This is a genomic window from Novilysobacter antarcticus, assembly GCF_019802285.1.
GTDB lineage: Bacteria > Pseudomonadota > Gammaproteobacteria > Xanthomonadales > Xanthomonadaceae > Novilysobacter > Novilysobacter antarcticus.
In genome coordinates, this window is sequence record NZ_JAIEUJ010000004.1 from 31,042 (window position 1) to 44,156 (window position 13,115).

8 protein-coding genes are annotated in these 13,115 nt (G+C 68.5%); 1 reads left to right on the top strand and 7 read right to left on the bottom strand.

Features of this window, described 5'->3' with window-relative positions; all coding sequences use genetic code 11:
- Window positions 1–149: 149 nt before the first annotated feature.
- Window positions 150–452, top strand: a complete 303-nt coding sequence (locus KZ491_RS11410; protein WP_222565990.1) for a DUF2782 domain-containing protein — start codon at window positions 150–152, stop codon at window positions 450–452.
- On the opposite strand, the gene alkB is transcribed toward KZ491_RS11410, so the two are convergent.
- From alkB to KZ491_RS11445, 7 genes are all read right to left on the bottom strand, one after another.
- Window positions 425–1,105 (bottom strand): DNA oxidative demethylase AlkB, encoded by a 681-nt coding sequence (gene alkB / locus KZ491_RS11415; RefSeq protein WP_222565991.1) that lies wholly within the window; start codon window positions 1,103–1,105, stop codon window positions 425–427. The two genes, KZ491_RS11410 and alkB, sit on opposite strands and share 28 nt — an antisense overlap.
- Window positions 1,106–1,121: 16 nt before the next feature.
- Window positions 1,122–2,090, bottom strand: a complete 969-nt coding sequence (locus KZ491_RS11420) for a diguanylate cyclase domain-containing protein (protein ID WP_222565992.1) — start codon at window positions 2,088–2,090, stop codon at window positions 1,122–1,124.
- Window positions 2,087–6,628 carry a CHASE domain-containing hybrid sensor histidine kinase/response regulator gene (locus KZ491_RS11425; protein WP_222565993.1) on the bottom strand — a complete coding sequence of 1,514 codons (4,542 nt, stop codon included), beginning with the start codon at window positions 6,626–6,628 and terminating at the stop codon, window positions 2,087–2,089. Before KZ491_RS11425 ends, KZ491_RS11420 begins: the two co-directional genes overlap by 4 nt.
- A gap of 56 nt (window positions 6,629–6,684) precedes the next feature.
- On the bottom strand, window positions 6,685–8,895 hold the full coding sequence (gene uvrD, locus KZ491_RS11430; protein WP_222565994.1) for a DNA helicase II: 2,211 nt from the start codon (window positions 8,893–8,895) through the stop codon (window positions 6,685–6,687).
- A gap of 9 nt (window positions 8,896–8,904) precedes the next feature.
- On the bottom strand, window positions 8,905–10,650 hold the full coding sequence (locus tag KZ491_RS11435) for a GAF domain-containing protein (protein ID WP_222565995.1): 1,746 nt from the start codon (window positions 10,648–10,650) through the stop codon (window positions 8,905–8,907).
- 97 nt (window positions 10,651–10,747) lie between these two features.
- Window positions 10,748–11,620, bottom strand: coding sequence for a universal stress protein (locus tag KZ491_RS11440; RefSeq protein ID WP_222565996.1), 873 nt, complete (start codon window positions 11,618–11,620; stop codon window positions 10,748–10,750).
- Window positions 11,621–11,647: 27 nt separating this feature from the next.
- Window positions 11,648–13,111, bottom strand: coding sequence for a SulP family inorganic anion transporter (locus KZ491_RS11445; protein WP_222566212.1), 1,464 nt, complete (start codon window positions 13,109–13,111; stop codon window positions 11,648–11,650).
- Between the last annotated feature and the right edge of the window lie 4 nt (window positions 13,112–13,115).

Below are 13,115 nucleotides of genomic sequence, written 5' to 3' on the forward strand. Positions count from 1 at the left end.
ACGTGCCGCGCCGGCAAGGACGGACTCTCCGTCGCTGGCGGGAGTGCAGCGGGGGCTTTTTGGGGTCCCAGCCACGTGCATGCGCGGTATCCTGTGAGCCGTGCCGCGGCCTTGCGCCGCCCCCTTACTTATCCAACGGAGAGTGCGCCATGCGTATCGTCCCGACCCTGTTGATCGCACTTTCCCTGGTCCTGGCGGGCTGCAGCACCACCGGTGGCCAGCCCGATCCCAACGACCCGACCGCGGACCTGCGCAATGCCGAGGTGATCGAGAGCGTGCAGGACAACGGCGACGTGATCCAGGAATACCGGGTGAACGGCCAGCTGAAGGTGGTCAAGGTCACCCCCCGCCGCGGACCGACCTATTACCTGATGGACCGCGACGGCGACGGTTTCCCGGACGAGACGTCCAAGGACGCCAAGGTTTACTGGAAGCTGTTCGACTGGAACTGAGCGCTTGCACCAGCCTTGCGGAAGGTGAGATTGATCCGCTGTTCGCCCAGTTGCGGGTGCACTCCCGGGGCGACCGGCAGCACGCCGTGGAAGCGCAGCCGGTCCACCCCGCCCCAGACCACCACATCACCGTGTGAGAGCGGCACGCGCACGGGCCGCTCACTGCGCGCGCGTCCGCCGAACAGGAACGTTGCCGGCAGTCCGAGGGATACCGAGACGATCGGTTGAGCCATGTCGTGCTCGTCCCGGTCCTGATGCAGGCTGAGACGGGTGCCCGGGCGGTAGCGGTTGATAAGACAGGCATCGGGCTGGAAGTTGGGGAAACCGGCGGCAGCGGCGGCCTTTGACGCCATGCCCAGCATCGGTTGCGGCATCGGCGGCCAACCGTGGCCGCTGTCAGGATCGCGGCTGACATACCGGTAGCCACGGCGGTCGCTGATCCAGCCGAGCGCACCGCAACTTGTCGTCGCCACCGACATGGCCAAACCGCCGGGCGTGGTCATGTGGCGGAACGGCGCAGCGCGGATGACCTCCTTCAACGCCGGCAACAGCGCGTCGATATCGGCCAGCGCGAAGCCGTGCAACAGCCACGCATGCTCGCCGAGCCGCAGGCGGGTGCCGTCGACCATGGCGGCGAAAAGATCGGCGCTCATCCCGCCCGGCTCGCGCTCAGGGCGCCAGCGCGAACTCGCCGGTAGCAGGCGCGACCCGTACACAGTTCCGGCCCGCCGCCTTGGCGGCATACAGCGCCCGGTCCGCGGCCGCCAGCAACACCTCCGGCTCACCGCCAGGCTCAGGCACGATCGTGGCCACGCCGACACTGATGCTGAGCCGCCCAAGATCGCCTGCCGGATGCGCGATCGACAGATCCGCGACCGCTTGGCGGATGTGTTCAGCGACGATCGCCGCACCCGACGCATCGACGTGCGAGAGCAGCGCGGCGAACTCCTCGCCGCCGGTACGCGCCACCAGGTCGCCGGGCCGGGAAACGCACCCGGCGGCGGCCTCCGCGACCGCGCGCAGCGCATCGTCGCCGGCCAGATGGCCATTGCTGTCGTTGAAGCGCTTGAAATGATCGATATCGAAACTGACCAGCGACAGCGGCGAGGCGAGGCGCGCGCAGCGGCTCCATTCGTCCTGCAGGCAGTCGTCGAAATGGCGGCGGTTGGCGATCCCGGTCAGGCCGTCGATCCAGGCCAGCCGTCGCAACAGGTCGGCCTGACGCTTGAGCGTGAGGTGGGCGCGCACGCGGTGACTGACGGTGCGCGCGTTGAACGGCTTGGTGATGAAATCCACCCCGCCCGCGTCCCAGCAGGCGGCCTCGCCCTCCGGATCATCCACGCCGGTGACGAAGATCACCGGGATGTCGCGGGTGGCCGGATCGGCGGCGAGGGCACGGCAGACCGCCAGGCCGCCCGGCTCGGGCATGACCACGTCCAGCAGCACGAGGTCCGGCGGTGTGCGCCGGCAGAACGCCAGCGCCTGCTCGCCACCGGTGGCCATGAACATGTCGTGCTCATCCTCGAACAGGCGATGCAGGGTAAGGATGTTGGTGGGCTGGTCATCCACGACCAGGATCCGGGCGCGCCGACCGGGGGCCAGCTGGGGCGGCAACGAAATTCGCTCGGCTGAAGTCATGGACGATCCTTCTGCAGCAATGTGTCGACCCGCTCCAGTGCCGCGGCGAACGCCAGGTTGGCGAGCGCGTCATCGATCACGGCGGCGGCGGGCGCGTCATGATGCGCAAGGTCCTGGCGAAGCGCGGTGAAGGCGTCCAATGCAGTCAGGCTGGAGGCTTCCAGCAGCCTGCGCAATTCCCGCAGCCCCGCCTCCAGCTCAACCGGCATCGGGCCGTCCCCGGCCGGCGCCTGCAGATCGACTTCCGTTTTCGTGACGCTGTCCGCGCCAGGCCGGATGCGGGCGATCTCGGCGATGACCGCGTCGATGGCGTTGCCGATCCGGGCCAGTGTCGCCTCGTCGGGCAGCTCCTCCGGGCTGCCTGCCCCAGCCACCGCGCGATGCGACACGCCGCGCGCCAGCGAGGCCAGTTGCTCCGCGCCGGCGATGCCGGCCAAGCCGTACAGCGTGTGCAGGTGGCGCAGCACGGCTTCGCGATCGGCCGCAGCGTGCGCGGACAGCAGCGACAGGTGCACGGTGCGAGCAGCACTGGAGAACCGGTCAAGGTTGCCGTCCAGTGCGGCCTGGTTGCCGGCAAAACGCTGCAGCGTCGCCGCGACGTTCAGCACCTGCGCGGTCTGGCTGCGGGATTCGCCGCGGCGGTCGGTCGAAGTGGCCTGCGTGGATGGCGCAGTCGGCAGGGCGGGTTGATAGCCGCCCCGGGTGGCGCCCTGCGCGACGTCGCCGGTCCAGTGGCGCAGGCGCGCAATCAGGTCATCGAGGTCGAACGGTTTGCCGATGTGATCGTTCATCCCGGCAGCAAAGCTGGCCTCGCAGTCGCTCGCCTGGACGTTGGCGGTCATCGCCACGATCGGCAGGGCGTCAAAGCCCGGCATCGCCCGGATCCGCCGGGTGACGGTGTAGCCGTCCATGTCCGGCATCTGGATGTCCATCAGCACCACGTCGTAGCGGGTCGGCTCACCGGTCAAAAGCTGCAGCGCGATCGTGCCGGCTCCGGCAATGGAAACCTCCGCGCCTTCCGCCGAGAGCAGTTCGTCGACCACCTGCTGGTTGGCCGGGTTGTCCTCGACCACCAGGATCCGCATCCCGTCCAGTCGCCTGGCGTCAGGCAGCGCTGCTTCCGTGCCTGCAGCGCCGTCGTGCGCGTTCACTCCGGCCACCGCATCCAGCAGCATCGTCACTGTCACCGGCTTCATGAGGAAGCCGTCCAGCGCCGAGGTCTCCGCCGCGCTGCGCTCGCTGAGCAGTTCGCGGCCGTGGGCGGTGACCATGACGATCAATGGCTCGGCGACATCGCTGCGGCCGGCACGGATTCGCTGGCTGGTCTCCCAGCCATCCATGCCGGGCATCCGCCAGTCGAGGAACACCACCCCATACGGCTGCCCAGCGGCACGTGCGGCCTCGATGCTGTCCAGTCCTTCCTGGCCGCCGGCAGCGACATCCACCTGCCAGCCCAGCGACAACAGCATCTCCCGGATCGACTCGCGCGCACTGTGGTTGTCGTCCACCACCAGCGCCTTCATCGATTCCCGCAAGCCAGCCCGGTGGACGGCCGCGGCGGCGTCCGTCCCCGCGGAGGCGCCAGCCGGCACCTGGAACGCGAGGGTGAAATGGAAGCGGCTGCCCATGCCGCGCTCGCTTTCCACGCCCAGCTCGCCGCCCATCAGGCGGACCAGTTTGCGACTGATCGCCAGCCCCAGGCCGGTGCCACCGAAGCGGCGGGTGGTCGATGCCTCGGCCTGGGTGAAGCCTTCGAAAATGCTCTCCAGCTTGTCGCTGGCAATGCCGATGCCGGTATCGCGGACCTCGAAACGGATGCTGACCTGCTGCCCGTCGCGTGCGGAAACCCGCGCACTCACCACCACCTCGCCGTAGTGGGTGAACTTGACCGCATTGCCGGCCAGGTTGATCAGCACCTGCTGCAGTCGCAGCGAGTCGCCCATCAGCTGCGAGGGGATCGCCGGGTCGAGGTCGTAGACGATCTCGATGTCCTTGTCCTCGACATTGGTGCCCAGGATGGTCGCGAGGTTGCGCAGCAGCGGGTCGAGCGAGAATTCCTGCAATTCCAGCAGCTGGTGGCCGGCTTCGATCTTGGAGAAGTCCAGGATGTCGTTGAGGATCGCCAGCAAGGTGCTTGCCGCCTGTTCGGTATTGGCGGCGTAGTCGCGCTGGCGGGGGTTCAGCGGCGTGCGCTGCAACAGCTTCAGCATGCCCAGGATGGCGTGCATGGGGGTCCGGATCTCGTGGCTCATGTTGGCCAGGAAGTCGCTCTTGGCGCGGCTGGCCGCCTCGGCGTCGGCCACCGCACTGACCATCGCCGCCTCGGCGGTGCGCTGCACGGTGATGTCCTCGACGATGGACCACACGTAGCGCTCGTCATCGATATCGAGGGTCAAGCCATTGAGCCGCACCGGTACGTGGGTTCCGTCCTTGCGCAGGAAATGCTTCTCATAGGGCCCGTAACTACCGGTGCGCTCCAGTGTTGCCAGCAGGCGTCTCTCCTGATGCGCGTATTCCCGCGGCGTAATCGCACTGAGGTGGAGATTTCGCAGCTCCCCGAGCGGATAGCCGACGAGGTTCTGAAAGGCCGGATTGAACTCGACGAACGCGCCGCGGCTGTCGGTCAGCACGATACCCAGGGGGGAAAGTTCGAACAGGCCACGCAGCTTTGCTTCGCTGAACTTCAGCGCGGCCTCGCGTGCCTTTCGCGCACTCAGGTCGACCGCGATGCCGAGGTAGCCGAGCAAGCCGCCGTCGTCGCGGCGCAGCGCACTGATCGTCACAAGTACAGGGATGCGGCGTCCACTGGCTGCCACGTAGGTCCACTCACTCGTCTCTGGCGCCTCGTGGGCACGGGCGATCAGGGCGGCAAAGCCCACCGCGACCGGTCGGCCCAGCTCGGCCTCGCTGTGCATCGCTCGGATCGCGAGTTCGTGCGGGTCGTGGAAACGCTCGATGCTGCTGCCCAGTGCATCGACCGCAGGCACACCCAGCATCTGCTCGGCGGCTGGATTGAACAGCGTGATCGCACCTTCCGGATCGGTGGCGATGATGCCGTAACCGGCGTTGGCCAACACCGCACGGCGCAATGCCGAGGAGGCTTCCAGCTGCGCGGTGCGGACCTGGACCTGGCGCTCAAGGTTGGCGTTCAACTCCTGCACTTCGCGCGCGCTGCGATTGCGTTCACGGATGTCGCGGATGGTCATCGCCACCCCGGCAACACCGCGCTTGGCCCTGCGGATGGGGGCCGTGGAAATCTCCACCTCGATCAGGTGCCCGTCCTGGTGGCGGCGAACGGTTTCGAGCGCGACCACCGCTTCGCCCGCCAGCGCCGAGTCCATGACCCGGGCGTCCTCGCGGATCTGCTCAAACGGCACGATCAGCTCGACCAGGGCCACACCCAGCGCCTGCTCGGCCTGGTAGCCAAACAGCTGGGTCGCCGCCGCATTCCACTCGGTCACCCGGCCGTTGGCGTCGGTGGCGATGATCGCGTCGTGCGAGCTCTCGGCGATCGCCGCCATGCGCGCGCGGCGGTTGAACACCCGCAGGCGCCGTTCGCGCGCAGACATGCCCAGCAGCAGGATCAGCGCCAGCAGCGATGCGCCTCCCAGCGTGGTGCTGGCGACGGTCAGCGGCGAGGTGATGTTCTGTCGTGCCAGCAGAGCCCGGCTGGGGTGGATCACCAGCTCCCAGCGCCGGCCGTACATCGATAACTGGCGCTGGCGGTCGAAGGCGACCGCGGCTGGCGCGCCCTGCGCCGGCAACTCGTTCAACACGACCGGGGCCCCGGGGTCGGTCACATCGCGCAGTTCCACCGAGTAGCTGCGATCGGCGCTCCCGCCGAGGAACTCCGCTGTCACCAGTGGCGCAAACACCCAGCCGGTGCCCAGCGCGGCGCGCTGCTCCGGCGGCGGCGTTACCCCGCCGCGGTACACGGGCAACAGCAGCAACATGCTGTAGCCGGGCTCGCCGCGCGACTGGATCAGGGTGATCGGCCCGGTGAGTGTCGCTTGGCCGCTGGCCATTGCCGCCAGCGCCGCGTCGCGCCGCGCGGGCTCGGAGGCGATGTCCAGTCCCAACGCGGGATGGTTGCGCTCCAGCGGCTCGATGTAGGTGACGACAAAGCGGTCACCCGTGTTTGGACTCATCGATTGAAGCGTGAAATCCCGGGTGCCGCCCTCGCGCTGGGCAGCGAGAAACGCCGCTTCAGCCTCGGGGCGTACCCGCTGCACGTAGGCGAACCCACGGGCGCCGGGGAACTCGGCCTCGATGTCGCGCGACATGACGTAGTCGCGATAGCGCTGGCGCGTCTCCGGGGTGGCCCGGCCGTCGCCGGGTACGGCGCCCCGCGCCCCGCGCAAGCCGTACTCGTAGAGCTTCATCCGTCGCTGCAGCTCACTGGCGGCAGTGTCGGCAACGGCGTCAACCGCCGCGCCCATCGCCTCGATCTTGGCGTCGTGCTGGCGGATTCCCAGCACGCCGGCGGCGACCAGACCGACCAGGAACACGGCGCCGGGCAAGACAAGCGACAGCCGCACGGGCCGGCGGCTGTTTCCGGGCGTGGGTGGATGCCGCGGCGGCGGAGCAGCCATGCCTAGGCGGGGCTCAGGTTGGCGTAGGAGAGCACCAGCCACTTGCTGCCGACATCGGCGAAGTTGACCTGCACCCGCGCATGCGCGCCGCCGCCCTCGAAGTCGGTGACCACACCGGCGCCAAACTTGGGATGGGTGACGTTGGCTCCCAGCGGCAGCGGCGGGGCTTCAATGGCGGCGTGGCCGAGGTCACGGCGCGGTGCGCTGTTGTACATCGGGCGCGATACCTGCAGCTTCGGCCGCACCTCATGCAGCAGCGCCGGGGGAATCTCGCGCAGGAAGCGCGACGGGATCCCGTACATCTCCTGGCCGTGGATGCGCCGCGCTTCGGCATGGCTGAGCACGAGCTTCTCGCGGGCGCGCGTGATGCCGACATAGGCCAGCCGGCGCTCCTCCTCCAGCCGCCCAGCCTCCTCGATGGAGCGGTGGTTGGGGAACAGGCCTTCCTCCAGTCCGACCAGGAATACCAGCGGGAATTCCAGGCCCTTGGCGCTGTGTAGGGTCATCAACTGCACGCCGTCCTCGCCCGCCTGTGCCTGGCCCTCACCCGACTCCAGCGACGCGTACGCGAGGAAGGCGACCAGCTCGGGCATCGCCTCGGCATCCTCCTCGTCGGCGCGGACGAAACGCGAGGCCACCGACACCAGCTCGTCCAGGTTGTCGGTGCGCGAATCGAGGGTGCCCTTGGATTCACGCGTGTAGTGCTCGCGGAGGCCGGAGCGCAGCAGGACGTGGTCGATCTTCTCCTGCAGCGGCATCTCGGCGATATCCGTCTGGATCGTCTCGATGAGGGTGATGAAGCCGGCCAAGGCATTGCGCGCCCGCGCGGCGAGCACGGTGCCGCCGGTCAGTGTGCGCGCTGCGTCCCACAATGGGGATGCGTCGTCGCGCGCGCGCCGGCGGACCTCGTCCAGGGTTCGCTCGCCAATACCGCGGGTGGGCGTGTTGACGGCGCGCTCAAAGGCGGCGTCATCGTTGCGGTTGGCGACGAGGCGCAGGTAAGCCAGGGTGTCCTTGATCTCGGCGCGCTCGAAGAAACGCTGGCCGCCGTAGACGCGGTAGGGCACCTTTTCCGCCAGCAGCTGCTCTTCAAAGGCGCGCGACTGGGCGTTGCTGCGGTACAGGATCGCCACATCGCCGTGGCTGCCGCCGTCGCGCACCCACTGCGCCAGGCGCTCGACCACGAAGCGCGCCTCGTCGATCTCGTTGTAGGCCTGGTAGACATCGATCGGATCGCCGCCTCCGCTGTCGGTCCACAGCTTCTTGCCGAGCCGGTCCGGGTTGTGGGCGATGACCGCGTTGGCGGCATCCAGGATGTTCGCGCTGGAGCGGTAGTTCTGCTCCAGCCGGATCGTCTGCGCGCCCTCGCCGTCACCGCCGGTCTGGCCATCGGGGCCGAAGTCCTTGAGGAACTTCTGCATGTTCTCCACCTTGGCGCCGCGCCAGCCGTAGATCGACTGGTCGTCGTCGCCGACCGCGAAGACCTTGCCGGTGTTGCCGGCCAGCAGGCGGATGAAGCCGTACTGGATCGCGTTGGTGTCCTGGAACTCGTCGACCAGGATCTGGCCGAACCGGTGCCGGTAATGGGCCAGCAAGGCCGGGTTGTCGCGCAGCAGCTCGTGGGCGCGCAGCAGCAGCTCGGCGAAATCCACCAGGCCGGCGCGATCGCAGCGTTCCTGGTAGGCCTCGTAGCAGCGCCGCATCACGTCGGTCCACTGGTCGCCCGGGTCCACCTGGAGATGTTGCGCTCGCCGGCCCTCGTCCTTCTGGGCGTTGATCCACCAGACGATCTGGCGCGGCGGGAAACGGCTGTCGTCCAGCTCCAGCGCCTGCACCACCCGCTTGACCAGCCGCAGCTGGTCGTCGGAGTCGAGGACCTGGAAGGCTTCGGGCAGCTTGGCTTCCTGCCAGTGCAGGCGCAGCAGGCGGTGGGCGATGCCGTGAAAGGTGCCGATCCACATGCCGCGCACGCCGCTGCGCAACTGCGCATCGACCCGGTGGCGCATCTCGGCGGCCGCCTTGTTGGTGAAGGTGACGGCGAGGATGCCGTGGGTCGGCACCCCGAAAACTTCGTTGAGCCAGGCGATGCGGTGGGTCAGCACCCGGGTCTTGCCGGAACCGGCGCCGGCCAGGATCAGGTAGTGGCCCGGCGGCGCGCTGACCGCGTCGCGCTGCGCGGGATTGAGCGCGTCAAGCAGGTGGGAGACATCCATCCGCCCATTCTACCGGTGGCCCGCATCCTCGCCGGTGGACGCGCAGGCCGTGCCCGACTCCTCCTGTGGGCCCAGCATCAGCCGGCGCAACTCGGCTTCCAGCGCTTCGATGCGCCGGCCGATGCCGGCAGTGACCGTGCTGTCGAGGTGGCCAAGGCCGTCGAGCAGCTGGGCCAGTCCGTCCAGTCTTGCTTTGTGGTCCTGCAGATACAGCCCACGAAACGGGCTTTCCGCCGGGTCCAGGCGGTCATCGCGTGGCCTGGAGAGACGACGCTGCTCGCGCAACATGCGGTGCAGGCGTTCGGCGCCGCGGCGGTCCGCGTCCGACCACTCGCGGCTGCGTCCCTGCACCAGCTCACGCCAGGTCGCAAAGCTGCGCCGTGGCGCCAGACGCACGCCGTCGTCGGTGGCGACCCTGCCCTCGTGCGGATCGCCCGCCCAGTGCACCTCCTCGACCTGTTCGATGCGGAACAGGAACACCCAGTCCTGCGGTGAGCCCAGGTTGATCGCCAGCAGTCCCGCCAACCGCGGCGCCTGCAATGCGGGCACATTCCAGTCCGCAGCGACGTCGCTCATGGCGACGCCACCGCGCGCCTCGGCGTTTGCCCACCCGACCAGGGCGGTGGGGTCGGCGCCGCCGGGCGCACGGCCGACCACGTTCCACTGCCCGTTGATCGCCAGCCCGGCACCGTCGCCGTCAAGAACCTGGCGCAAACCGTCCAGCTCGGCCAGCAGCGCAGTGTCGAAATCGCCGGCGGCGGCCAGGCGCATCACCACCGCGTCGCGCAGGCGCTGGGTAGCCTCGAAGCGCTCCATCGCCAGCTCCTGCTCGCGGGCGGCGATGCGCACGGACACGAACATTCCGAACAGGTCGGCCGCCGAACGGGCACTGGCGCTCAACCGCCTCGCCTCGCGGTGATGGCAGGCGATCAGGCCCCAGAGGCGGCCGTCACTGATGATGGAGATCGACATCGACGCGGCGACCCCCATGTTGCGCAGGTACTCCAGGTGCACCGGGGAGACGCTGCGCAGGACGTGCTGGCTGAGGTCCACCGGCTCGCCGGACCGACCGGTGGCGGGCACGATCGGGACCGGTTGGTAGCGCGCGTCCGGGATGACCCGCACCCGGTTGCGCAGGTACAGGTGCCGCGCCGGCGGCGGGATGTCGCTGGCCGGATAGCGCAGGCCCAGGTAGGGCTGCATGCCGTCGGCGGCCACCTCGGCCACCACTTCGCCGGTATCGTCGGCGCGGAAGCGGTACACCATGACCCGGTCGTATCCGGTCAGCTGGTGGACCTCCATCGCGACGTGCTGGAAAAACTCGGCACCGACGGCGTCGCTGCCCAGCCGGCTGACCATGCGCTGTGCGACCCGCGTCGGAGCGCGCGTCTCCTGGCGTAAGGACTGCGGCTCAAATTCGATGTGCAGCAGGCCGTCCATCGCGTGCGCGCTGATGCCGCACGGCATCATCAGTGCGCCGACGTTGCCCACCCCCACGCGCTGCGCGGTGTCGTCATCCGCACCTGCCGCGGCCACCGCATCGCGGACCTGCAGCAGCATCTCGTCCTCCAGGAAGTGGGTCATCTCCAGGCCGAGCACTTCGGCCGGCTCCAGACCGAGCAGGTCGGCGATGTTGGCCGACACGTGGCGGATGCGCTGATCGATGACGCCGCAACTGACCATGTACCCGTGCGGCTGGATGGCACCGGTGGTGTGGATTGGCGCGGTCAGGCAATCCTCCGTTGGATCGGTCATCGGTTGGATCGTTTCACTCATCGTGCGTTCGTCTCACTGGCAGGATGCGACATCGGATTGACGGGCTCACCATACGACACGCCATTCATACCGCCGCTCAACGCAGCAGCAGCACGGCGATCGGGCAGGTGCGCACCACGTGCGTGGTGGTGCTGCCGACCACAAGATTGCGGATGCGGGAGTGGCCGTAGGCGCCCATCACCAGCAGGTCGATTGACTGCGCGGCGACCTGTGCGGCAATGACGTCCTCGGCCGCGCCCGGGACGGCGCGGATGACCGGCGCGAAGCCGGCCGACGTCAGCTGCGCCTGCGCCCATTGCATCGGTTCCGCGTCCACCTTGTCCGCGTCGGCCACCATCAGCACCTCGCATTGCAGCCCCTTCAGCAGTGGGCTGGCGGCGACCAGCTCGACGCAGCGGCGGGTGGTCACGCTGCCGTCGAAAGCGATCATGAAACGCTGCACCGGTCGCCAGGCACGCGGTGCGACAAGCACCGGCCGCTCCACGGCGCGGATCACCCGCTCCAGGTTGCTGCCCAGATGCCCGCGGGCGAAATCCGCGTGCTCGCCGCGTTTGCCAAGGACGAACAGGCGCACGTCGTCCTGCAGGTCCAGCAGGGTGTCCACCAGCCGGCCCTGACGCTGGCGGATGCTGGCCTGCGCACCGTGGGCGGCGGCGACGGCGCCAGCCTCCTCGAGCAATGCACGCCCGCGCTCCTGGGCCAGCTTGCCGCGCTGCTCGTCGAGCAAGGCCATCTGCTCCAGCAGGCCTTCCTGGGCGCCCAGATTGAGATTGCCGGTGAGGTCGATGGGCACCGGCGCGGCCTCACGGTCGATCGCGTGCATCAGCTCCAGCGGCGCGGACAGGCGCGCCGCCGCCCAGCCCGCATGCGCGGCGACACTGGCCGCGTAGCCGGACACGTCGATCGCGCCAAGTACGCAACGTTCGGGAAAAGTGGCAGCACCGGTCATCGCGACGTTCTCCTCAATGGCCAATCTTCAGCCGGCGGCGCCGGGTTTGTCGTACACGCCCAGCTGCGCCACCAGCGCGGTGCTCGCCTCGTCCAGGCCGACCACCTCGACGGTCGCACCCTCGCGGCGGAAGCGCATCACCGCCTTGTCCAGCGCGCCGACCGCGCTCAGGTCCCAGAAACGCGCACCCGAGACATCGATGGTGACGTGCTGCAGGACCTCGCGGAAATCAAATCCCGCGGCGAACGCGCTGCTCGAGGCAAAGAATACCTGTCCGGTCACCGTATACCGGCGCGCGTTGCCGTCGGCCTCCAGCTGCGACTCGATCTGCAGTACCTGGCCGACCTTGCGGGCGAAGAACAATGCCGACAGCAGCACCCCGGTCAGCACCCCGCGGGCGAGGTCGCTGGTCAGAACGGTCACGACCACGGTGCCGAGCATCACGATGCTGGAGGTGGCCGGGTAGTGGCGCAGGTTTTTGATCGAGGACCAGTTGAAGGTGCCGATGGAGACCATGATCATCACCGCGACCAGCACCGCCATCGGAATCTGCTCCACCCACGGCCCGGCGAACACCACCATCACCAGCAGCACCGCGCCGGCGACAAAGGTCGACAGCCGTCCGCGTCCACCGGATTTCACGTTGATCACCGACTGCCCGATCATCGCGCAGCCGGCCATGCCGCCGATGAAGCCGGTGGCGACGTTGGCCACGCCCTGGCCCACGCATTCGCGGTTCTTGTTGCTGGGCGTGTCAGTAAGCTCGTCGACGATCTGCGCGGTCAGCAAGGATTCCAGCAGGCCGACCACGGCCAGGGTCAGTGAGACCGGCAGGATGATCCGCAGCGTCTCCAGATTCAGCGGCACATCCGGCAACAGGAACACCGGCAAGCTGTCGGGCAGTTCGCCCATGTCGCCCACGGTGCGGATGTCGAGCTTGAGTACCACCGCGACGATGGTCAGCACCACGATCGCGACCAGCGGCGAGGGGATCGCGCGGGTCAGATACGGGAACAGGTAGATGATCCCCAAGCCGGCGGCGGTCATCACGTACACCGTCGAGGGCACGTTGGTCAGCTCGGGGAGCTGGGCCATGAAGATCAGGATCGCCAGCGCATTCACGAAGCCGGTGATCACCGAGCGCGAGACGAACCGCATCAGGCCGCCAAGCTTGAATACCCCGGCCAGCATCTGCCACACGCCCGTCAGCACCGTGGCGGCGAGCAGGTATTGCAGCCCGTGATCCTTGACCAGGGTGACCATCACCAGCGCCATCGCCCCGGTGGCGGCGGAGATCATCCCCGGCCGGCCGCCGGTGAACGCGATCACCACCGCGATGGAGAACGACGCGTACAGGCCGACCTTGGGATCGACCCCGGCGATGATCGAGAACGCGATGGCCTCGGGAATCAGTGCCAGCGCGACGACCAGACCGGCGAGCACGTCGCCGCGGATGTTGCCGAACCATTCGCGGCGCCATGTGGAGCTGATTGCC